This is a genomic window from Roseibium aquae, from assembly GCF_008711285.1.
Classification (GTDB): domain Bacteria; phylum Pseudomonadota; class Alphaproteobacteria; order Rhizobiales; family Stappiaceae; genus Roseibium; species Roseibium aquae.
Map to the genome: position 1 here is coordinate 29,637 of NZ_VXDC01000005.1, position 22,430 is coordinate 52,066.

The 22,430-nt window shown below is 61.9% G+C and carries 19 protein-coding genes, 1 tRNA gene and 2 pseudogenes; 9 read left to right on the top strand and 13 right to left on the bottom strand.

The window, feature by feature from the left end:
• Nucleotides 1-91 precede the first annotated feature (91 nt).
• Entirely contained in the window at nt 92-961 is an 870-nt protein-coding gene (gene cobA / locus F0184_RS09005; protein ID WP_150495857.1) for a uroporphyrinogen-III C-methyltransferase, read from the top strand.
• On the top strand, nt 958-2,274 hold the full coding sequence (locus tag F0184_RS09010; RefSeq protein ID WP_150495858.1) for a cobyrinic acid a,c-diamide synthase CobB: 1,317 nt from the start codon (nt 958-960) through the stop codon (nt 2,272-2,274). Before cobA ends, F0184_RS09010 begins: the two co-directional genes overlap by 4 nt.
• A gap of 102 nt (nt 2,275-2,376) precedes the next feature.
• On the opposite strand, the gene cobM is transcribed toward F0184_RS09010, so the two are convergent.
• The 8 genes from cobM to F0184_RS09050 are packed head-to-tail and all read right to left on the bottom strand — an operon-like array spanning nt 2,377 to nt 9,127.
• The gene (cobM, locus tag F0184_RS09015) at nt 2,377-3,153 is read right to left on the bottom strand and encodes a precorrin-4 C(11)-methyltransferase (RefSeq protein ID WP_150495859.1); all 777 of its coding nucleotides are present in this window, start codon (nt 3,151-3,153) and stop codon (nt 2,377-2,379) included.
• The gene (gene cobJ, locus F0184_RS09020) at nt 3,150-4,994 is read right to left on the bottom strand and encodes a precorrin-3B C(17)-methyltransferase (protein ID WP_150495860.1); all 1,845 of its coding nucleotides are present in this window, start codon (nt 4,992-4,994) and stop codon (nt 3,150-3,152) included. Before cobJ ends, cobM begins: the two co-directional genes overlap by 4 nt.
• Entirely contained in the window at nt 4,964-5,689 is a 726-nt protein-coding gene (gene cobI, locus F0184_RS09025; protein ID WP_172972060.1) for a precorrin-2 C(20)-methyltransferase, read from the bottom strand. The genes cobJ and cobI overlap by 31 nt, the downstream gene beginning before the upstream one ends.
• The gene (gene cbiE, locus F0184_RS09030) at nt 5,686-6,888 is read right to left on the bottom strand and encodes a precorrin-6y C5,15-methyltransferase (decarboxylating) subunit CbiE (RefSeq protein ID WP_150495862.1); all 1,203 of its coding nucleotides are present in this window, start codon (nt 6,886-6,888) and stop codon (nt 5,686-5,688) included. The genes cobI and cbiE overlap by 4 nt, the downstream gene beginning before the upstream one ends.
• Entirely contained in the window at nt 6,885-7,112 is a 228-nt protein-coding gene (locus tag F0184_RS09035; protein ID WP_150495863.1) for a hypothetical protein, read from the bottom strand. The genes cbiE and F0184_RS09035 overlap by 4 nt, the downstream gene beginning before the upstream one ends.
• On the bottom strand, nt 7,105-7,776 hold the full coding sequence (locus tag F0184_RS09040) for a precorrin-8X methylmutase (RefSeq protein WP_150495864.1): 672 nt from the start codon (nt 7,774-7,776) through the stop codon (nt 7,105-7,107). Before F0184_RS09040 ends, F0184_RS09035 begins: the two co-directional genes overlap by 8 nt.
• Nucleotides 7,773-8,882 carry a sirohydrochlorin chelatase gene (locus F0184_RS09045; protein WP_150495865.1) on the bottom strand — a complete coding sequence of 370 codons (1,110 nt, stop codon included), beginning with the start codon at nt 8,880-8,882 and terminating at the stop codon, nt 7,773-7,775. Before F0184_RS09045 ends, F0184_RS09040 begins: the two co-directional genes overlap by 4 nt.
• Complete coding sequence (locus F0184_RS09050; RefSeq protein ID WP_208998401.1) at nt 8,879-9,127, bottom strand: DUF6732 family protein; 249 nt, start codon at nt 9,125-9,127, stop codon at nt 8,879-8,881. The genes F0184_RS09045 and F0184_RS09050 overlap by 4 nt, the downstream gene beginning before the upstream one ends.
• 484 nt (nt 9,128-9,611) lie before the next feature.
• Here F0184_RS09050 and F0184_RS09055 point away from each other — a divergent pair, with 484 nt between their 5' ends.
• Complete coding sequence (locus tag F0184_RS09055) at nt 9,612-9,971, top strand: DUF2946 family protein (protein ID WP_150495866.1); 360 nt, start codon at nt 9,612-9,614, stop codon at nt 9,969-9,971.
• Nucleotides 9,972-10,046: 75 nt separating this feature from the next.
• Entirely contained in the window at nt 10,047-11,456 is a 1,410-nt protein-coding gene (locus F0184_RS09060) for a PepSY-associated TM helix domain-containing protein (protein WP_150495867.1), read from the top strand.
• A 240-nt stretch (nt 11,457-11,696) separates the two neighbouring features.
• Here F0184_RS09060 and F0184_RS09065 read toward each other — a convergent pair.
• Nucleotides 11,697-12,503: pseudogene (locus F0184_RS09065) on the bottom strand (PP2C family protein-serine/threonine phosphatase); the annotation flags it as partial.
• 144 nt (nt 12,504-12,647) lie between these two features.
• A pseudogene (locus F0184_RS21030) lies at nt 12,648-13,436 on the bottom strand (Tll0287-like domain-containing protein); the annotation flags it as partial.
• A 141-nt stretch (nt 13,437-13,577) separates the two neighbouring features.
• On the opposite strand from F0184_RS21030, the gene F0184_RS09070 reads away from it, so the two are divergent.
• Nucleotides 13,578-14,102 (top strand): glycine cleavage system transcriptional repressor, encoded by a 525-nt coding sequence (locus F0184_RS09070; RefSeq protein ID WP_208998402.1) that lies wholly within the window; start codon nt 13,578-13,580, stop codon nt 14,100-14,102.
• A 43-nt stretch (nt 14,103-14,145) separates the two neighbouring features.
• Here the strand turns inward: F0184_RS09070 and adhP are convergent, their stop codons facing one another.
• A complete protein-coding gene (adhP, locus tag F0184_RS09075) occupies nt 14,146-15,165 on the bottom strand; it encodes an alcohol dehydrogenase AdhP (protein WP_150495868.1) in 1,020 nt (339 codons plus the stop codon).
• 296 nt (nt 15,166-15,461) lie between these two features.
• Between adhP and F0184_RS09080 the strand changes: the two genes are divergently transcribed.
• Both F0184_RS09080 and F0184_RS09085 read left to right on the top strand, forming a co-directional pair.
• Nucleotides 15,462-16,421: an NAD(P)H-binding protein gene (locus F0184_RS09080; RefSeq protein ID WP_280176940.1), complete on the top strand. Its 960-nt coding sequence runs from the start codon at nt 15,462-15,464 to the stop codon at nt 16,419-16,421.
• Nucleotides 16,422-16,490: 69 nt separating this feature from the next.
• Nucleotides 16,491-16,973, top strand: a complete 483-nt coding sequence (locus tag F0184_RS09085; RefSeq protein ID WP_150495870.1) for a hypothetical protein — start codon at nt 16,491-16,493, stop codon at nt 16,971-16,973.
• Between the two features lie 167 nt (nt 16,974-17,140).
• On the opposite strand, the gene F0184_RS09090 is transcribed toward F0184_RS09085, so the two are convergent.
• Nucleotides 17,141-17,217: transfer RNA gene (locus F0184_RS09090), tRNA-Arg, on the bottom strand.
• A 233-nt stretch (nt 17,218-17,450) separates the two neighbouring features.
• Here F0184_RS09090 and F0184_RS09095 point away from each other — a divergent pair.
• Nucleotides 17,451-18,989: a cryptochrome/photolyase family protein gene (locus F0184_RS09095; protein WP_150495871.1), complete on the top strand. Its 1,539-nt coding sequence runs from the start codon at nt 17,451-17,453 to the stop codon at nt 18,987-18,989.
• 565 nt (nt 18,990-19,554) lie between these two features.
• Here F0184_RS09095 and F0184_RS09100 read toward each other — a convergent pair.
• Entirely contained in the window at nt 19,555-19,980 is a 426-nt protein-coding gene (locus F0184_RS09100; RefSeq protein ID WP_244299090.1) for a septal ring lytic transglycosylase RlpA family protein, read from the bottom strand.
• A 348-nt stretch (nt 19,981-20,328) separates the two neighbouring features.
• Between F0184_RS09100 and F0184_RS09105 the strand changes: the two genes are divergently transcribed.
• Nucleotides 20,329-22,356 (top strand): bifunctional diguanylate cyclase/phosphodiesterase, encoded by a 2,028-nt coding sequence (locus F0184_RS09105; protein ID WP_150495872.1) that lies wholly within the window; start codon nt 20,329-20,331, stop codon nt 22,354-22,356.
• Nucleotides 22,357-22,430: the final 74 nt, after the last annotated feature.

Consider the following 22,430-nt stretch of genomic DNA (forward strand, 5'->3'; position numbering starts at 1 on the left):
TCACCGTCCCCAATGCGCAATGCGTCGGATTTGAACCAGTTGAACGGCGGTCAAACCTTTGCGGCGGCCAGCGAACCGGCTAAAAGAAGATATGGTCGACTTATTCAAACGCGCCAACACACTTGAGGCTTTGCCCGCGTTCGAGCCCGGATGGGTGTGGCTCGCCGGAGCCGGACCGGGGGATCCCGGATTGCTCACGCTTCACGCGTTGAACGGTCTCAGACAGGCGGACGTGGTTGTGTATGACGCGCTTGTGGACAACAGCATTCTCGATTGGGTGAAACCGGGAGCGGTTGTGGACTATGCGGGCAAGCGTGGTGGAAAACCCAGCCCCAAACAACGCGACATCACCTTGAAGCTGATCGAATACGCCCGTGCCGGGAAACGTGTGCTGCGGCTGAAAGGCGGCGATCCCTTTGTCTTCGGCCGGGGCGGGGAAGAAGCTCTGGGGCTGGTGGCCGCGAAGGTGCCCTTCCGGGTCATTCCCGGCATCACGGCCGGAATTGGCGGTCTGAGTTACGCGGGCATCCCTGCGACCCACCGCGATTGCAATCAGGCGGTCACCTTCCTGACCGGCCACGACCAGACGGGCCTGACCCCGGATGCTGTCAATTGGGATAGCGTTGCCAAGGGATCTCCGGCGATCGTCATGTACATGGCCATGAAACACCTGCACATCATAGCGGACAAGTTGATGGCCGGTGGACGGCCGGTGGATGAGCCTGTGGCTATCGTGTGCAATGCGTCGCTTTCTTCACAGGTTGTCCTGGAAACAACGCTCGGCCGCTGCGCGCAGGAGGCGCGGGAGGCGGCGGTGGAGCCGCCGGCGATTGTCTGTGTGGGCGAGATTGTCCGGCTGCGCGCCGGCCTTGACTGGTTGGGGGCCCTGTCCGGCCGGGTGCTCGACCCCGATCCTCTCGGTCTGGCACACAGCCAAGGCACCGCCCGCTCCAGCGCATGAAACACGATCCGGCGAAAGGGCTCCTAATCGCCGCACCCGGTTCGGGCGCGGGCAAGACCACCGTGACCCTGGCGCTCCTTCGGGCCCTGAAAGCGTCAGGACAAGACGTTGTTTCCGCCAAATCCGGTCCGGATTACATTGATCCGAAATTCCATGAAGCGGCCACCGGCAAGGTTTGTATCAATCTGGACGCCTGGGCCATGGGCCCGGGCGCCATCCGCTGTCACGCCGCAAGCCATTCGGCAGGCCGGGACCTCCTCCTGATCGAGGGGGCGATGGGCTTGTTCGACGGAGCCGCCACTGGCCGGGGGTCGGCTGCCGACCTGGCAACCGTGCTTGATGTTCCCGTTTGTCTGGTGGTGGATTGCGCCAAGCAGGCCCAGTCCGTCGCCGCTCTCGTCCACGGCTTTGCGTCCTTCCGCGCGGATGTGCGGATTGCGGGCGTGATCTTGAACCGCGTTGGCAGTGCGCGGCATGAGGCGATGTTGCGCCAGGCCCTGGCGCCGCTCGGTATTCCTGTGCTCGGCGCATTGCCGCGCTCGGTGGATCTGGTCCTGCCCGAACGCCATCTGGGACTGGTGCAGGCATTTGAACATCCGGACCTTCAGGGGTTTCTGGACCGGGCGGCGAATATCTGCGCAGGTCACATCGACCTTGCCCGGCTTTTGGAATTGGCCAGTCCGCTCGCGCCCTGTTCGCCCGCTGGACACGCTGTTCTGCCGCCACTCGGCCAGCGCATGGCGATCGCGCGGGATGTGGGTTTTGCCTTTTCCTACCCGCACCTTGTTGCTGGCTGGCAGGCGGCCGGTGCGGAGCTGAGCTTCTTTTCACCGCTCGCCGATGAGGGGCCTTGCAGGGATGCCGAGGCAATCTTCCTGCCTGGCGGCTATCCGGAATTGCATGCCGGGCGGCTGGCAGCCGCACGTTCATTCAAGGCTGCGCTGCGGGCCGCGCATGAGGCCGGGACGCTGATTTATGGGGAGTGCGGCGGCTATATGGCCCTTGGTGAGGGCTTGGTGGATGCCACAGGGGCGCGTCACGAAATGCTGGGGCTGCTGCCGCTGGAAACCAGCTTCGCGGATCGCAAGCGGCATCTCGGTTACCGGGTTCTCGAACCGCTCAATGGCGCGCCGTTCTCCGGACCTTTGTCGGCGCACGAATTTCACTATGCCAGCATCTTGCGGGAAGGCGATGCTCCGCGCCTCTTCACAGCCAAGGACGCCGAGAACCAACCGCTGGGCGACATGGGTTTGCGTGTCGGCAACACCATGGGCTCGTTTGCCCATGTTATCGCAGCCTATGGACCCGCGTGAGTCACCCCACACCGACAATGACAGGCTGGCTTGACGAACCCGGTTGCACTGCCGGTTGCCAGTTCAGGTTGCCAGTTCAGGGGGGGCAGGATCAGACTCGTGTCAGGCTTTGGCGACCTTCCTCTTCGGGCGCAGCACGTGGACGTGATCGGCGTCGTAGAGCGCGCTGTCCCGGAAATCCTGATCCTTCTTGAGCGCGTGGCCGACAAAAATCAGCGCCGTGCGGGTGATTTTCGCGGCGCGCACTTTTTCCGCGATGGTGGACAGCGTGCCGTGGATGAAACTCTCGTCCGGCCACCCCACCCGGTAGGCGACAATCACCGGGCAGTCCGCGCCGTAATGCGGGGTCAGTTGCCGCTCGATTTCGCGAAGGTTCCGGATCGAGAGATGGATCGCAAGTGTCGCCCCGCTGCGGCCAAGCGTATCCAGATCCTCGTTGTTCGGCATGGCCGAGCTTTTCATCGCCGTGCGCGTGACAATCACGGTCTGGGCCACTTCCGGAATGGTCAGCTCGCTCTTGAGCGCTGCGGCGGCCGCCGCAAAGGCCGGGACACCGGGTGTCACATCGTAGTCGATCCCCAGCGCATCCAGCCGGCGCATTTGTTCCGCGGTCGCGCCATAGATGGCCGGATCGCCGGAATGGACGCGCGCCACATCGAGCCCCGCTTCATGAGCTTGCTTGATTTCGCCGATGATCTCATCGAGCGTCATTGAAGCCGTGTCGATGACGCGTGCACCCTCCGGAGCGGCCTTCACGATCTCCTCCGGGACGAGCGAACCGGCATAAAGGCAGACCGGGCAGGACTGGATCAGCTTGAGGCCGCGGACCGTGATCAGGTCCGGATCGCCGGGACCGGCACCGATGAAATGAACGGTCATGCCGCATCTCCTTGTTTTTGATCTTTGGGGGCATCGATCCGCTTGGCATAGCCACGCGGGGTGTAGACGAAGGTGCTGCCATCGCTTTTTTGCACGGCGCGCGAGTTCGAAGACCCCACAAGCACGGTTGTCAGCATGTCGACCTCATCCACGGTCAGCGCGTCCAGCGTGGTTACCCGCATGACTTCTTCGGGGCGGCCCAGATTGACGCCGAGCACGACCGGCGTGTCGGCTGGCCGGTGCTTCAGCAGGATCTCGCGCGCGGTGGCAAGCTGCGTGCGGCGGCGCATGGAAACGGGGTTGTAGAAGGCGATCACGAAGTCGCCCTCGGCCGCTGCATGAAGACGTTTTTCAATCGCCTCCCAGGGGGTGAGAAGGTCGGACAGCGAGATTGCGCAAAAATCATGCCCCAGCGGCGCGCCGATGCGGGCGGAGGCGGCTTGCAGCGCGGAGATGCCCGGCGCGTTCGTCACGGTAATCCGGCGCGCGGCATCCGAGACACCGCCGTTGTCCGGATCCCGGTCCAGCAATTCGAAGACCAATGCGCCCATGGCGTAAATGCCCGCGTCGCCGGAAGAGATCAGAGCCACGTTCTTGCCCTTGCCGGCCTCTTCCAGCGCAAACCGGACCCGGTCCTCCTCCGCGCCAAGCGGGAAATTGTGATGGGTCTTGCCGGTGATGTGCGGGGCAACAATGTCGAGATAAAGCGAATAGCCGACCACATCTTCAGCGGCGGCCAGCAAGCGGGTCGCTTCCGGCGTGCGCCAGTCATCCGCGCCCGGTCCGATGCCAATGACCGACAGGTGCCCCCGTGCCCGGCCAACCGCCGCTGCGTCAATCGGCGACGGCGCGCGGGCTATGGCAACGGTGGCATTGGCTGTCTTATGCTTTTCAACGGCCAAGACGCCATCCGGACCGGCGGCCGCAAGGGCGGACCCTTCGCTCACGCCATGGCAACCGACCTCCCCAAAAACGACTTCCGATGGATTTTTGAGCCGCGGCGTTTCCGCTTCTAGTCGATCCGCCGAAAACACCCGGAAAGGAACGGCCAGATGGTGCGCCAGCGCGTTCATGGCCACCTCGTCGGCCTTCAGATCGAGGCTGGTGACGCAGGCAACCGCGCCTTTGGAAAGACCGCTGGCTGCAAGCTGGGTCTCCAGCAGATCGATCAGTTCCTGCGGGTCGCAGCCCCGCGCGCAGCCGACCCCGACAGCCAGTGTCTTTGGGTGATAGACAAGCTGGTTTTCCGAGCCGGCCATGGCCTTGTCGGTCACCGTGAGCGTGAGCGCGGCATCGCTTGCCCTTGGCAGATCGCTTTCGGTCAGCCAGGGCGCGTCGCCGTCAATCCGCACGGACGCGCCGGACAGGAGCGCCGCCATCACCGGCTTGGCATCTTTCGGGTTTGCCAGTCGATAGCCGGCAGGGGGCCGGTCGAGCGCGAGGCCGAAGGCCGTGTCGCCAGCGGTGGTGATCGCGGCGTGTCCCTCCAGATGACCGGCGATGGTTCGGGCCAGATCATTGGCCCCATAATGCCCGCCGAGCAGCGGGACAACGCTGGCCCCGTCTTCGGAAACGGCCAAGACCGGCGCTTCCGCGTGTTTGTCAGTCAGGAGCGGCGCCAGCGCCCGGATGAGGATGCCGCTGGCGCAGATCCCGATCACCGGATGGCCATCGGACCACAAAGACCGGATATGGGCGATTGTGTCGGTGAAGGCGTGGTTCGCACCTGGAACCCGCCCGGACAGACCATGGATCTGGCAGCCATCCAGACCGGCCGCGATATCTTGTGCAGTCGTCAGCCCGCGCGGGGTCAGGACGAGAAGGATGGGGGAAGCGTCCACGCTTCGTCTCCCTTGTAAATGAGGATCATTGAAAAATACGGCGCGCTGCCCGCTGGAACATCCGCAAGACGGAAGACCTTTTGGTCGGGCAGGCTGGCGCGTTCCACATAGCCTGCTGTGTCCAGCAAGCCCATGTCCGTCAAAAGCGCCTTGAGCCGGTCCAGATGCCGTCCGACCTTCATGATCGCGATCGCCTGAGCCGCCTCGATCTTCGGACGCAGCGCTTCATCGTCAAGCGGGCCGGGCAACACGGTGAGAACGTCGGTGCGGCTGGTCAGGGGCCGCAGCAGCCGGGATGCGCAGGCCGTCAGCGAGGTCACGCCCGGCACGATTTCGCAAGGAAAACGGTCCGACAAACGCTCGAACAGGTACATGAACGACCCGTAGAAGAAGGGATCCCCCTCGCACAGTGTGACGACATCCGTGCCCGCCTCCAGGACGGAAGCGATTTCGCCGGCGGCCGTGTCATAGATTTCCTTCGCAGGAAAACGGTCAACCCGCATCGGCACGACAATCGGGATCTCCCGGGCGTCTGGGGGAATGGCCTTTGCCGCGATGGAACGCGCGAAGCTTTGACCTGAATCGGGGGCCGGATAAGCAATGACTTCGGCTTGCGAGATCAGGCGATGGGCTTTGAGCGTCATCAACTCCGGATCACCCGGGCCCAGCCCGACGCCATAAAGAGTACCTTTCATGATTTGACGATGCTCCATTGCGTGACGGGCATCAAGGGCCGCCAGCCGGTCATGCCGCCGACCGGTTTGGCGCGCTGGATGGCAAGGCGGGTCAGATCGCCCCCGTGGGTGTGCCAGGCCCCCAGAAGAACGCTTTCGCTCTCAAGCGTGATGGAATTGGCGACAAGCCGTCCGCCGGGCTTCAAGGCGTCGAGGCAGCGCTTGAATAGCCCTTTGACGGAAAGACCGCCGCCGATGAAGATCGCATCCGGCTCCGGCAATCCGTCCAGCCCGTCCGGTGCCGGGGCTTTGCGCAGATCGAAATGCGGGACGCCCAAGGTCAGCGCATTCAGATCCGCCATGGCGCGCCGTTCGTCGTGCGGCTCCAGGCCGATCGCCTGCCCACGGGGCGAGGCGCGCAGCCACTCGATCCCGATGGAGCCGCAGCCTGCCCCAATATCCCACAGGACGCCGCCGGGGTGAGGCGCAAGCGCTGCAAGCGTCACCGCCCGAACCTCCTGTTTCGTCATTTTGCCGTCATGATGGAAAGCATCGTCGGGCAGACCCGGCGTGTTTGGACGGAAGCGTGCACCGGGGTCGAGCGCGACTTCCAGCGCCAGCGTGTGGAAGTCGGCGACGTCGTCGTTCCAATCCTCGGCGAGGGCGCTTTTATGGGCTTCTTGCGGTCCGCCGATATGTTCCAGCACATGCATGCGCGTCGACCCGAAGCCGTCGTCTGCCAGAAGATCGGCGACGCGCCGCGGCGTTTCGCGGTCGCTGGTCAGCGCCAGGACGCGGGCCCCGGGATAGAGCGCCGTGCGCAGCGTTTCGACCGGCCGTCCGTGAAGGGAGAGGCACTCGGTCTCCTGCACGGCCCAGCCGAGGCGGCTGGCGGCCAATTGAAAGGCGGAGAGCGCCGGGATGACGGCCATGTCCCCGGCATCGAAATGCTTGGCAAGGCTCGACCCGATGCCGAACCACTGCGGATCGCCGGTTGCAAGAACAGCCACGCGTTTGCCTTTCAGGGCATTGAGGTCCGCAAAGACGTGCGAAAACGGGCTCGGCCATGTCCGCCGCTTTGCTGCCTCAACCGGAACAAGGCTGAAATGCCGCTCGCCGCCATAGACGACTTCGGCCCCATCCAGAAAGCTTCGGGCGGCGGCCGTCAGAACACCGTCTTCACCGATGCCGATGAGGGACAGCCAGGGCGCATGTGTCATGTTGGTTTGTCCTGCCTGTAGCGGCCAATTGCCGGTTTGGTCCCGAGCGGTTCCGGCTTGCCATCATGCGTGGGCTTGGCGGATTGCGCGCCGCGCGATTTGTGGTGCGCGCGAGGATCTGTTCCCGCCTCCTTTGCCACAGGCCCGCCATGCGACAGGAAGCCATAGGATTTCATTGGTTTGCTGCCACCAGTGGAGCGCCGGGTTTCCTTGTCTTTAGTCATTGCCGGCCTCCTCCGGCAGGCCCGCCGCAAGACCGTTCACGGCGGCGGCAGCGAGCGCAGACCCGCCGCGCCGCCCGGTGAGAGCAAGGTAAGGAAGGCCAAGACCGTTTGCGGCCAGCGCCTCCTTGGATTCTGCCGCACCGACGAAACCGACCGGAAAGCCGAGAATCGCCGCCGGTTTCGGCGCGCCCGCTGCGATCATCTCCAGGAGGTGGAAGAGCGCTGTCGGCGCATTGCCGATGGCAACAACGCTTCCCCCCAGATGGTGCCGCCAAAGTTCGACGGCTGCGGCGGACCGGGTTGTGCCAAGCTCTGCGGCCAAACCCGGAACGGCGGGATCGTTCAACGTGCAGATCACCTCGTTCTGCGCGGGCAAGTGCCGCCGGATAATGCCATGGGCAACCATCTCGACATCGCACAGGACGGGCGCGCCAGAGGATAATGCCGCGTGCGCTTCGTCCCGGATGGTTTCCGACCAGACGAGATCCTGAGTGATGTCGGTCATTCCGCACGCGTGGATGAGCCGGATCGCGACCGGGTGCAGGCTTTCAGGAAGCCGGTCGAGATCAGCTTCGGCGCGGACAATCGCAAAGGACTGGCGGTAAATGGCCGCCGGATCCTTTTCATAGCCAAAGGACGGGGCGGCCGGAGCCTGTTCGCTCACCCGGCTTTATCCATCGATTTCGGCCCGAGCGGGTGATCCGCATGCGGGTAGGGATGGTGGTGATGATCGTGGCTATGGCCGTGATCCTCGCCGTGGTGGTGATGCCCGTGGCCGTGCCCGTGCCCATGATCATGACTGTGGTCATGATCATGGTGGTGGTGAGCCTTCTTGCGGATCTCCTTCTCGCAGGCGCCCGTGCAAATCTCGTCACAGAGTTTGCATTCTGCTTCCGCGCCGAGGCCCTCCACATGATGGTGATGGCTTTCCTGGGCGAGCCCGACTTCCGCCTCGAAGCCAAGCACCTGTTCCCGGTACTTGCACATCTGGCAGTTCATCAGGTTCTGGCCCTGAAGGATTTCCTGCACCCGGTCGGCCATCGTGTCGATGACCTGCGGATGGTCGTTCAGATAGCCGGCTTTCAGGAACTCGATCTCCGGATGGGCCTCGGCCACCGTGTCGGTTGCCGTGTAGATCCGCTGGACGAGAACGCCGGTGAAGAGGAAATAGGGAAAAACGATGATGCGCTTGTAGCCAAGCTTGGCCGCATGCTCGAGACCCGGGGCAACCAGCGGGAAGGTGACGCCCGAATACGACGTCTCTGCCCAGCCGAAACCGAAGCCTTCCCAAAGAAGGCGCATGATCTTGGTCACGTTCGAATTGGCGTCCGGGTCCGACGCACCGCGGCCGACGACCATCAGAAGCGTTTCATGCGCTGGCACCTCCGTTTCGGCAGCGTCAATCGCTTCCTGAATGCGGGCGGCCGCCGCGCGCACCATGCGCATGTCGACGGCAAGTTCCCGGCCGTAGGAAATCTTCATGCCCGGGTTCTGCGCCTGGTAGGTGTTGAGAACCGAGGGAATGTCATTCTTCGCATGGCCGGCCGCGAACAGCATTCCGGGAACGGCCAGCACATGGGTGCAGCCCTGGTCGCGGAGTTTGTCCAGTCCGTCCTTGATCACCGGGTTGGCGAACTCGAGATAGCCATATTCCACCGGCCAGTCCGGAAAGCGGGACCGCAGGCCTTCTGCGAGTTGGGCGAACTGCTTGACGGCGCCGCGGTTGCGGCTGCCATGGCCGCAGATCATCAGACCGAGTTTTTCGCTCATATGGCTGCCCCGGTCTTTTGATCCTCGACGCGGGTTTCCGGCTGTTCTTCCGGAGAGGACGGATTTCTTGTTTTCTTGCGGCGCTTCATGGCCAGGACCCCGGCCACAGCGGCGGCACCGAACAACGCGGCCGCGCCAAGCCAATGGGAATGCCCGGCCAATTCACCCAGGTGGCCCGGATGGGCAAGGGCGGCACCGGGCAGAAATCCCGTGCCGATGGCCGCAATCTGAATTGGATATTTCAAAGGTCTCTCCCCCTTCAAACAGGTTGAACGTGTCCAAAAAGGGCGGCCCGAAAGGAATGAAAGCGGGCCGTCCGGCGATAGAGTGAAGCGCGCCAGAAAAACCAATGACAGCTCCGGCGCGCATCCCCGGTTTGGGTCGACCGCTTGCCGGAATCGCTTTCAGTCCCCTGTTGGGACGCCGTCCAAGTCGGCGCACCGTAGAAGAGCGGGATAAGCGGATCAAGCCTGAAAGCGACATGATCGAAGGCGTGAAACGGCAGGAGCCAAACCGCTTGAAACGGCGGAAAATGCGTGCCTACGGCTCTGCTTGCGGGGCCGAATTCGCCTGGAAGCTTCGGCCCGCTCCTCGCATTGGCGGAAGCCGGACGAAGGGCAAGCCGGGAAATCGAAAGATAAGAATTGCCTCCGCCTCGGGAAAAAGATAGGTGCTTTTAACAATGGGGGCGGGCGATTGGTGTCTTTGAAAAAAGCTCAAATCAGGCGGATGGTTGCGGCAATTCTGCTGCCGGCCATGTTGTTCGCCGCCTTGATTCCATCCGGCTTCATGCCGGCGGTTCATGCCGATGGAACCTGGACGATCACCATCTGTACCGCGGACGGTCCCCAGGTCATTCGCTACGATGCCGAGGGCAAGCACCTTCCCGATGACCCGCTGCCGGAAAACGAGCGCGCGTCCAACGTTTGTGCATTTGCTTTCACCGCCGCCTATGTGCAGCTTTGGGTGCAAACGGCGGTCGTGCATCCGCTAAGGGGACCTGAGCTCTGGACGGCCAGGTTCGACCATGCGCTGACTCCGGGCCAACTCGGACTGCGAAACGCCCGCGGGCCACCTCCTTTCTCCTGACATCCGCACATTTGTTGAAAACGACACACCTTGCCGAACCACCCTGGTTCGGTCGTGACGCGTTTGGAGAGAATCATGACGCAGCAAGTCGCCGGTGCACCACCAAAGGTCACCGCAACCGATCAGTTTTACCGCGCCGCGTGGCGCTGGCACTTTTATGCCGGGCTTTTTGTCGCTCCGTTTTTCATCCTTCTGGCCGTAACCGGCATGATGATGATGTTCATCGGATATTTCGGTGGCAGGGACGGCGAGAAGATCACCATTCCCGTCGCCCAGAATGCTCAAGTCCTGCCCGTTTCGGTCCAGGCAGATGCCGCCGTGGGGGCCGTCCCCGGCGGGGCCATAGTCGAATGGCTCAAGCCACGGGCCGACGACAACGTATCCGTGTTTCGGATCCGCAACGGCGACACGCAAACAATGGTGGCGGTCGACCCGTATACGGGTGCCGTTGTCGACACCTGGATTCGCAGAAGCGGCTGGTACGATTTTGCCGACGGTCTTCATAGCGACCTGTTGATCGGCACGACCGGAGATCGCTTGCTCGAAATCGCGGCCGGGTTCGGCTTCATCCTCTTGGTGACAGGGCTTTACCTTTGGTGGCCCCGCGATCGAGGCGCCCTGTCCGTTCTCGTTCCGGACCTTGCGGCATCCGGCCGCCAATTCTGGAAAAGCCTGCATATGTCCGTTGGGGTCTGGCTGTCGGTCTTTCTTGTCCTGTTCCTGATCACGGGGATGGCCTGGACGGGGGTCTGGGGCGCGAAGCTGGTTCAGGCCTGGAGCACCTTTCCAGCAGAGAAGTGGGACAACGTTCCATTGTCAGACGACACCCATGCCAGCATGAACCATGGAAACCTGTCGGATGTCCCGTGGGCGCTGGAACAAACGCCGATGCCGGCATCCGGCTCGTCGGCAGGCGCCGCCGGCACGCAACCCGGCGTTCCGGTCACCATTGACGCGGTCGCTGATCTCGCGGTTCGTCTTGGTCTAGATGGGCGTTACCGGATCGCGTATCCACGTGGGCAAACCGGTGTTTGGACCATCAATCAGGACACAATGAGTTCGGACGCCGAAAACCCATTCGGCGACCGCACCGTCCATATTGACCGGTTCTCGGGCCAGATCCTGGCGGATGTCCGGTTCGCGGACTACTCGCTTGCCGGCAAATCCATGGCCGTGGGCATCCCGTTCCACATGGGGCTGATGGGCCTTTGGAACCTGGTTCTCAACACCATCGTCTGCCTCGGGGTGATCTTCTTGAGTGTCAGCGGTCTGGTGATGTGGTGGCTCCGCCGGCCCAAGGGCGGCGCCTTGCGCGTCTTCGCGCCGAAGACCCCGGAGCACCTTCCGCATTGGCGCGGCGCGATGATCGTCATGCTCCTCCTGTCGCTGGCATTCCCTCTGGTGGGGATCACCTTGCTAACTGTTCTGACCATGGACTATCTCATCGTGAAACGGGTCCCGCTTTTGCGCAAAGCGTTCGCTTGACCCCGCATTGCGACCGTCGGGACGCGGCCTTCGGCCGCGCCCTGATGGCAAAGCCAGTTTACACCTCATCGGGAGAAGGTTGCAGGACCGTCTCGAAGGATCGTTGGCCTTTCTTTAAACCCTGCTGCGTTTTTTCGATCCTTCGCAGCGTTGCGCACCTAACGATGCGTTTTCGGTGAAGCTGCGCCCTTGACAGACGTCAGTGGCAACGCGGCCCCGGGGACGAATGGTGCCGATTGGTCAACGGTGCCGGATGACAAGAAGCGTGATGTCGTCATGGATGGTTTGCGTGCCGATATGCGTTTTCAAGTCCGTCAGCATATGCTCGAGCATGACTGAGACCTCATGAGCGCGACGACGTTTGGCGCTTTCGACCAGCCGCTCCAGACCGTAAAGGTCACCCGCCGGGCTTTCGGCTTCCGTCACGCCATCCGTATACAGAACCACCATATCGCCTGTTCCAAAGGCGATGGAATGCGTTGCAACGAAGGTCTCGATGTCGGCTTCGAGGCCGATCGGAAGCCCGAGATCCATCGTGTCGACAATCTCGCAGCCACCGTCGGAGCGCAGAACAATCAAGTCTTCGTGCTGCCCTGAAAGCGTGATTTTGTCTGCATCGAAATCCAGGAACGACAAGGTCAGATGCTTGTCGGTTCCTGTGCGCCGGATGTTGCGGCAAATGGCGCCGTTCAACGCGATCAGGAATTGTTTCGGATCATTTATTCCCTGCTCCTGCAAGGCCGTTGCGACGGATTGCACCATGAGCATCAAGACACCGCTTTCCAGGCCATGGCCCGTCACGTCGCCGATACCCACCTTGACCCGGCCGTTGAGCTGCAGGACGTCGTAATAGTCACCGCCCACCTCATCGGCCGGTTCCATGAAAGCTGCGATTTCCAGATGCTGCAGGCCGCCCAATTCATCCTTGGTCGGAAGAACCATCATCTGGATCTGGCGGGCCACTTCGATCTCCGCGCCCAGCCGCAGGTTTTCCGAAGCCAGCTGGCGGTTCAGGTGGACAATCTCGCCGTTGGCTTTTTCCAGATCCGAATTCATCACAGCGAACCGGCGGGCCTGGCGCCACTGAAGCCCGGCAAATGTGGCCCCGAAGGCACCAGCGCCCGCGAAATACAGCATGAGGTATTTGAAGGCGAAGAGGTTGTTGGAAATCGGCTGGGAAACGGTGATGGTCTGAAGGCCCCGGACATCCCCTGCGGACCAATCCGTCTTCGGGCTTTCGGGGTGGGTGTTGTGGCATGCGACACAGGCCTCGCCCATCAGGACCGGAGATGCGATTTCAATCCTGCGATCAAAAATCGACCCTTCATATGAGGTTTTGATGCTGTTTTCGTCGGGAGACGCTCGAAAATCGGCCAGCGCGTTTTTCTCGAACGCGCTCAGATTATGCGACGCCCGGTTTGTGAAGGGGTAATCCGAGACAAAGCGGTAATTCAGCGATCCGGATTGACTTCCGATCACGTCCCCCAATTCGATCGACAAGGTGGCCGGGATGGGAATGCCCCCTTCGGTTTCCATATAGGCGTGCGTCGCGGTCACGGTGCCGTCGGCGGCGAGGGCGCGGCCGACCACGTTGCGCGCATAGTAGTCCCGGATTTCCGCGAGTGCCTTGTCCAGGTCTTCGGCCTGAACCCGCAAGGACGCGTCGGATATGGTGCGCAGGTCGAACCAGACCGCGACCGGAAGAAGGGCAAGGCCAAGTACGACGACGCCAGCGAACACCCAGGGGCGTTCGATGGCTTTGCTCCAAGACGCAGGTTTCGTGGGCGTGTTCTCGGTCGCTTTCAGCATGGATGATCCGGGCGTGATTGCTGCTTGAGCGGCAGGATAGTCATGCCAGATCAGACGGCAACCGTTGACCGCGCATTTTTCGTCGCTGGCGGGCCGTGGCGGCAAGCGCGGCCGAGCGGTCCGGTTTTGCTGGGGGTCGGGGCCAATTCGTTTGCATTTGTGAACCGGCATTGCAATTCTGGGCCAGGCAAAAGTTGGATAGTGTTTTGAAGAAGCAAGAAAAAGGCCTTAGACCAATGATTTTAAAAAGGGATCAATCGACAAGGGTGGCCCGCGCCCCAAGTGCGCCGGAGCCGGCAAGGCGGGCCTGCCATGATGGGTGAGCATCATCTGGTTTTTACCGTGATTGCGACCGATCGTCCCGGTCTGGTTGAGCGGCTCGCAGACGCAATTGCCGAATCGGGCGGGAATTGGGTGGACAGTTCAATGTCCCGCCTTGGAGGTGAATTTGCCGGGATCGTGAGTATCGAGATACCGGCCGGACGCCTTGGCGACTTGCACCAGCATTTCGACCGGCTCATTGCCGACGGCATCGCGATCACGCTGCGCTCGGAGCCTCAGGCCGCGGAAGAGGTGGCCGGCATATCGGCAAGCCTTGAGGTTGTCTGCCAAGACCACCCGGGCATCTTGCGGGACGTTACGCAGGTTCTGACCGGCCTTGGGATCAGCATTGAAACGCTCGAGACTTCTGTCGCGGCGGGCTCCATGCAAGGCGAACGACTGTTCACGGCGCGGGCCGAATTGAGACTGCCGGAAGGTGTGACGGCCGCTGCCGTGAGCGCCGCGCTTGAAGAAACGGCGGGCGATCTCATGGCGGACATCAAAATCACGGATTGACGGGACGGGCGGCAGCGAGGACCGCCGCCCGGACAGGTCTGTGTCACAAGGACATGACAATCCGGCCGTCGATCTCGCCGGCCCGCATCTTGTCGAAGATCGCGTTGATGTTGTCGAGACTGTCTTCCGTGTAGGTGGATGCCACTGCGCCGTCCGCGGCAAATTGCAGGGCTTCGCTGAGATCGTTGCGCGTCCCGACGATCGATCCACGGATGGTTTTGCGGGTCAACACCGTTTCGAAGATCGGCAGCGGAAAATCGCCCGGCGGCAGGCCGACCAATGACATGGTTCCATGGCGGGCCAGCATGCCAAAGGCCTGCGAGAAGGACTTGGTGGACACCGCGGTGACAAGGGCGCCTTCCGCGCCGCCCCCCTTCTGGACCTCGGCGACAGGGTCCACCTCGGCGGCGTTGATGGTCATGTCCGCGCCCAGCTTGGCCGCCAGATTGAGCTTGCTTTCCGATATGTCCACCGCAATGACATGGCGCCCCATGGCCTTGGCGTATTGAACCGCAAGGTGCCCAAGTCCGCCGATTCCGACAATCACCACGGTGTCGCCCGGTTTCGTGTCGGTTTCCTTCAAGCCCTTGTAAACGGTTACCCCGGCGCACAGAATCGGCGCCGCCGGTGCGAAATCCAGTTTGTCCGGAAGGTGGCCGACGTAATTGGGATCGGCCAGAACGTACTCGGCGAACCCCCCGTTGACGCTGTAGCCGGTGTTTTGCTGGTCGTGGCACAGGGTTTCCCAGCCTCCGACGCAGTGCCGGCAGTGGCCACAGGCGGTGTGAAGCCAGGGAATGCCGACCCGGTCCCCTTCCTTGACGGAGGTGACGCCTTCACCCACTTCGCACACAAAGCCCACGCCCTCGTGGCCCGGGATGAAAGGCGGTTTCGGCTTGACCGGCCAATCGCCCTCCGCGGCGTGCAGGTCTGTATGACAGACGCCGCTTGCCGTGATTTTCACGACGATTTTCCCCGGCGCGACGGTTGGCCGGATCACCGCCGACACATCCAACGGCTTTCCAAATTCGCGCACAACGGCGGCTTTCATTTCGCTCGGCATGCCTGTTCCCCTGGTTCGATTGGGACTTTGAGATTGGGGAACACCGCCAGTCCTGACAATACGCATCACACCGTAAGGTGTTTTGCGGCCATCACAAATCCTCCCCGCTGCCGGTGGCACGATCCGGTTGTGAGAGGGCAAAAAAGTGTCATAGACTTCAAGGCGTGCGTTTGGGCGCCGGGCGGGCGGCAGCCAACTGCCCCCTTGACGCTGCAACAAGCGAGGCCGAACGGCGGATGACCATGGCAACCGGTCCCGGGATCGAAAAACGAGCGGACACCCCCCGCCGCATCCTGCTGCTGGGGGCGACCGGTACCATCGGCCGCGCCGCGCTGGGCGAACTGATAAGCCGCGGATATGACGTGACCGCGCTTGTCCGCCCCGGCACGCCAAACGGCAGTGCGCCGCGTCCGGCAGGAGACGGGCGGCTACGGTGTGTTTACGCGGATCTGCTCGACATCGATGGCCTGGTCAAGCGCCAGCTTTCCGGGCTCCGGTTCGATGCGATCCTGTCCTGCCTTGCTTCGCGAACGGGTGTGCCGGACGATGCCTGGGCCATAGACTATCAGGTGCACCGGGATCTTTTGATGCAAGCCGGGGTCCTGGGTGTCGAACATTTCGTTCTTCTGTCCGCAATTTGCGTTCAGCGCCCGCGCCTTGCCTTTCAGCGTGCCAAGCTGGCCTTTGAACAGGACTTGCGCCAGTCGGAGGTGACCCATTCCATCGTCCGTCCCACCGCATTTTTCAAATCCCTCTCGGGCCAGGTGGAGCGCGTCAAGGCGGGAAAGCCGTTCCTTGTCTTTGGCGATGGCCGGCTGACGGCATGCAAGCCGATCGGCGACGAGGATCTGGCTGTTTATCTTGCCGACTGCCTTGAGGATCCGGATCGCTACAACCGCACCCTGCCCATCGGCGGGCCCGGCCCGGCGATCACGCCCTTGGAGCAGGCCGAGATGCTGTTTGCGCTGCTGGACCGCCCGGTGGCCACCCGGCGGGTTCCCGTCGCGCTGCTGCGGACGATTTGCGCCGGTCTGGGCGCGGCGGGCCGGGTCCATGGCGCCCTGCGGGCCAAGGCCGAACTCGCCCGGATCGGGCTCTATTACGCCACCGAATCGATGCTTGTTTGGAACGAGGCGAGGGGCTGTTACGATGCGGATCTGACACCCGGCTTCGGGTCCCGGACCCTGGAGGATCATTATCGGCGGTTGATCAGCGGGGAAACAGCCGCCGATTTGCGCGACCATGCGGTGTTTTGACCCGCTGCCGCCGGCCCCCGGACGGTCCTGCGCTTGTTTAAGGTGTCATCAGGAAGGATGGGGCACGCCATGACGCAGGAAGACGTCGAGCCATTGAGGGCAAGATATCGGCCGGCGATGATCAAGGTGCTTTTTCTCGGGGAGAGCGCGCCGGCAGGGGGTGCGTTCTTTTACAAGCAGACCGGCCAGGTTCACAGCCAGCTTCGCCGAGCTCTCGCTCCGCATATCGGCGAAAGTCCGTCCTTTGTCGAAGCGTTCCGGCAAGCCGGGTTCTATCTGGATGATCTGGTGCTGGACCCGGTGAACTGGCTATCCAGATCAGAGCGGCGGGCCAGCCATGCCGCCGGCATTCCCTCGCTCGCACGGCGGTTGAAAGACTACAAGGCGCCGCGCGTGGTCGCCTTCATGAAAGCCATCGCGGCCCCGGTTCAAACGGCGATCGCGGTCTCCGGAACGGCCTGCAGCCTGCACGTGGTTCCCTTTCCGGGCAATGGACGGCAGGGAGAGTTTCAATCGGCCATGCGCACCATTCTGCCCGAGCTTCTGAGCTAGCCAAGCCAGAATGCGCCCGACGGGAAGCGCCCCGGCTCACCGATGCAACGCGACCTGCGGGTGACCTGCGGTGCTTTCGCGGAACACGTCACCCGATCCAGAGAAACCGATAACTTTCTCTCCGGCATCAAATGTGAACCATGTGACGAGAATGGACCGAGATGAAATGGCGCACCCGACAGGATTCGAACCTGTGACCTCTGCCTTCGGAGGGCAGCGCTCTATCCAGCTGAGCTACGGGTGCGGGGCCGCGCAAATGATGCGCAGCAGCGTCAAGACGTCCTGATATCTGATCATACGGGATCGGGCAATGGCCTTTTTGAGGCCCGGGGTTGTTTTGCGCTTCGCGCGGCGGCGTTTTCCCGCAGCGTTGGATCAGGGCCAGGCCTGCGCCGGCCAATTTGTCCTTTGAATGTGATACCGCCCCCCGTGTCCTGCGTAGAGGGGCCATCCACTTGACAAAAAGGACCCGTCCCCTTGCGCAATCTGATCTTCATTCTCGGTGACCAGCTTTCCTTCGGCATCACGTCCCTGGAGGGCGCGGACCCGGACCGGGATCACATCCTGATGGCCGAGGTGGCGGATGAGGCCACCTATGTGCCGCATCACAAGAAGAAGATCGCGTTTGTGTTCGCGGCCATGCGTCATTTTGCGGACGCGCTGCGTGCCAAGGGCTTCGAGGTCACCTATTCCAAGCTGGACGACGCCGGAAACAGCAGGTCCTTGTCCGGCGAACTGGCGCGGGCCTGTCACGCCTTGAAAGCGGACAAGGTGATTATGACCGAACCGGGAGAATGGCGGGTTCAGCAGGTGATCAACACATCCCGCGCGGCGCTCGGCCGGCCTCTGGAGGTCCGCCCGGACAAACGGTTCGTGTGTTCGCGCGCGGAATTCGCCAGCTGGGCGGAGGGCCGCAAACAGCTGCGCATGGAGTATTTTTACCGGGAGATGCGGAAGAAGACCGGCCTCTTGATGGAAGACGGGCAACCGGCTGGCGGCAAGTGGAACTTTGATGCGGACAACCGCAAACCGGCACGGGCCGATCTTTTCATGCCCGCCCCCCTGCGCTTCGACCCGGATCCCCTTACGCGGACGGTTCTGGATCTGGTCGAGGCGCGCTTTTCAGGTCATTTCGGCGATTTGCAGCCGTTCTGGTTCGCCGTGACGCCGGACCAGGCCCGGATGGCTTTCGATCATTTTTGCAAGACCGCTTTGCCGCGCTTCGGGGACTATCAGGACGCCATGCTGCGCGGCGAAAAATTTCTGTATCACTCGGTCATTTCACTTTATCTGAATGCCGGCCTGCTCGATCCATTGGACCTGTGCCGGAAAGCGGAGGACGCCTATATCCGCGGCCATGCCCCCTTGAACGCGGTCGAGGGTTTCATCCGCCAAATCCTCGGATGGCGGGAGTATGTGCGCGGTATTTACTGGCTCAAGATGCCGGACTACGCCGAGAGCAATTTTTTCGGAGCAGACCGTCCGCTTCCCGATTTCTATTGGACTGGCGAAAGCGACATGCTCTGCCTCGCGGAGGCGGTCGGCCAGACCCGGGACGAAGCCTATGCCCATCATATCCAGCGGCTCATGGTGACGGGGAATTTCGCTTTACTGGCCGGGATCGCCCCCAAGGCGGTTCACGAGTGGTATCTGAGCGTTTACGCCGATGCCTATGAATGGGTCGAGTTGCCGAATACGCTCGGCATGAGCCAGTTCGCCGATGGCGGCCTCCTGGGCTCCAAACCCTATGTCTCGGGCGGCAACTACATTCACAAAATGTCGGATTACTGTGCGTCCTGCCGGTACGATGTGAAAACCAAGACGGGACCGGACGCCTGTCCGTTCAACTCCCTTTACTGGCATTTTCTGGACCGCAACGCGACCAAGCTGCGAGCCAATCCGCGCTTGGCGCAGGTCTACCGGACCTGGGAGAAAATGGGGGGCGAGCGGCAAGCCGAGTATCTTCGCACCGCGGAGGCCTTTCTGACGCGCCTCGACAACAGCCTGCGGGTTTGAAGGCCGGGCCGCGGTCAGCGCACGGGGCGGCGGAAAAAGTGACCCCTTGGCCGCCAGTCTCTGGTTATTCCGATCGTTAATCAGCGGGAGATTACCGTAATCCCGCGGCCGGACCCGCAGGCCGGGCAGGAAGGGATTTCAAGCGCGGTGGGGCGGGCGTTTCCAAGGCGGGGCCGTAGGGGTGGTGGTGTTCTAAGGGGGAGGCTTAGGCGAAGAGCGGGCGTGAAACACATCACGTTGAAAAGAGCCCGGCAAGGACCGCCCAGCATCAAAAACAGCCTGGCTGGCCGGTTCCCGGTCCGACGTGACCGTTTTCGCAACTCAAAAAAAACGCGCGACCCATTTTGGGATCGCGCGGATAAGTTACTGTGCACGTGGCCCCATCGACCACGCCGGGATCCTACTGCGCGATTTCGAATTTGTCATTACCGTTAAATATTATAATTTGTGATTCACGACAGGTGGACTGATCGGTTTTCATGCTTAATGAATTGTGAAATCAGTTTCAGCGCAACCCGAAGCAGGCGTCCAGCCCTGGTTTGAGCGCCAATTTTGTGGCTCCTTCTCAGCCCTCGCATGGAAACATGATTTCAGTGCGGCCTGTGTCCCCGGCGGCCGAGATTTCGACGCGGGTCACGCCTTTTGCCAGAAAGCCAAGCTCGCGTGCCGCCGCTTCCGAGACATCGATGATGCGATTGCGCACGAACGGGCCCCGGTCATCGATTGTGACCACGACGGTCTTGTCGGTGGCCAAGTCCCGAACCGTAACCCGGGTTCCAAAGGGCAGGCTGCGGTGCGCGGCCGTCAGCGTGGACGGGTCGGCGCGGGTGCCGCTGGCCGTGACGCCGCGCAAATTGTACCAGGACGCCAGCCCGCATTCGCGAAATGCGCCGTCGCTTGCGGCGCTGGCCGGATGGGTGCTGCCCATGAGCAAGATAGCCGCGGCCAGCCTGCGCATGTGACGGCCGAATGTGTGATGGCTGTGGTTCAAGCTGCTGATGGTTTTCCTGGCTCTCAACGGTGCGGTTACCCTGCGATGCGAAGATCCGATCTCGTCTCATGTTTACAGCGCTGATTGAAAAGCGAAAAGCAGAGCTACAAACGTATTAAGTAAAATTATATATTCCAATTAAGACTTTGTTAACCAGAAAGTTTTCAAGAGCTGTGGGTAGAATTCACAAATGAAAATTTCACGCAGATACCGTGTTATCCCTTACTCAGTACACCGGACGTTTTCTGTTTTCGTTAGGCGTCTTTGAAAATCGGTCAAATTGACGAAGGGGATGGTCTGTTGCGCAACAGTCAGCGGTCAGTGCGTGATGTTGACGAGAACGCAGGCGTGGCATGCCGCCCGGGCCAACCCGTTCCGGACTACTATGTGACCTTGATCGAGCATTTGCCGGAGCCGGCGGTCCTGGTCGCGCCGGACGCTTCCATCAAGGTCATGAACGCGAGGTTTTCGCAGGTAAGTGCGCTGCGGCCGGGCGATCCCTTGAAATCCGTTTTCGCCGGCAAAAGCTGGGAGGAAATCGAGCCGGTCTTCAGGGCCGCCAGGGCTGGCGTCCTATCTTCGTTCGATAGGCCGCTTTTCCATGAAGGCGTTTGCCTGTTCGCCAAAGGGGCAAGCCTTACGCCCCTTCGCTTTCACGGCGCTGAGCAGGCTCATGTTCTGATCCAGTTTGATGGTGCGGTCGAAGACCGGCCGCCGCGCCTGCCCGCGATAACCCCTGGCGGCCACGAAGCGGCTTGGCTTGGCCATTTCCCGGACAAGGCAATTTTCATCGGCGGGACAAATTGCGCCGAAACGGTTTGGAAAATGCTGCAGAGGGAGACAGGAGGGCGCGTGCCCTTCGCCGAGGTGGAGCAGTGCCTCATCCGCAGCCGGGCGGGCGATCTTGCGATCCTCCACATGGCCCCCGTCGAACCGAACACGGACATGGAAGAAGGCCCGACGCTCGTTTGGGAGGTTCGTCTCGTTCCCTTCGGGTCTCCGGGCGAAGAGCCGCGCCCCGTCATGGCGATTGCCAGGGGAGAGGTGCCTTGCCCGGTCGAGATCGAGGAAAACCGTCGTCTCGCCGCTCTCGACTCCTTGACGGAACTTGCGAACCGGAGGGCCTTTTTGCGGTTCTTGAAAAGAGCGCTGTCTTCCGCCGATCGCCCCAGGTCCAGCCGGGATCTGGCGGTTCTTTATATAGATCTGGATGAATTCAAGAAGGTAAATGACATCGGAGGTCATGAAGCTGGCGATACGATGCTGTTGAAAGTCGCGGCTTGTCTGCGCCACATAGCTGGCCCCGGGGAAATCGCGGCTCGGATTGGCGGCGATGAATTCGCACTTGCGCTCTCGGTCAAAAGCAAGGCCGAAGTCACCAGAAGGGCCAGTGAGATCCTGGATGGGCTCGACCGGATCCGGGTTGAGGTCGGAAGCCGCGTTTTCACCATCGGGGCCTCCGTCGGAGCGGCCTATCTCGACCGGCGGCAAGAGGTCGAAAATGTCGACTTGGCTCAAATACTCAAACTTGCGGATGCCGCGTGTTTGAAAGGCAAACGTCTGGGCGGACGCACAGCGCATGTCATCACGGTTGACAGCCAGCAATTGCCCAACCAGGCGCGGGAAGTCACCCACCGGCCAATTGAATCTTCCCACTTCCAAACGGGTGATCTGGCTCTTTATTGTTTGCCCGTTGTGTGCCTGAAGCGGAACGATATCTGCGGCGAAGAAATCCTGCTGCGGATCGGCGGCGAGCAGGAGCAGGAGGAGTATTCGGCGCGGTCGCTTGTGTCTGCCGCCGAACGGGATGGTTACATCGCCCAAGTCGACAGCTGGACATTGGATCAGGTCATGGACGCGGCCAGCGAACGAACGGGCCGGCGATGGCTGACCGTCAACGTTTCGGTGCTATCCGCGGCAGATCCGGTATTCCGGCGCGTGCTTGCCTACCGTCTCCGGATGAACCCGCTGCTCGCCTCACGCCTTTGTTTGGAGATATCGGAACGGGATTTCTTGCGAGAGCCATCTACGGTCGAGTCTTTTTTTCATTTTATCAAGGGGTTCGGATGTCAAACGGCGATCGATGATTTTAGCGGCAATTGGCCCTTGCTGGCCCGGGTCGCCCGTATCAGGCCGGACTGGATCAAGCTTGATGCCGGTCTTGTGCGGGGCATTGAGTCCGATGAGGTGAAAGCGCAATTGTTAGATGTGCTTGCCAACGCACTTGACGACCTTGGCAGTCGCGTGATCGCCAAGCATGTGGAATCGGCCGACGCGGCGGCTCTGCTGAAGACCATGAAGATCGCAGCGGCCCAAGGATATCATTACGGCCGACCTCAGGCCTGGCCGTGCGCGCCGGCCCGCCAAGATAGATAGAACAAAGACAATCCGGATCTGCGAGCTCTGGCCAGGGATGGTGGACGCCCCGATCTTCGCGGCGGAAACGCGGT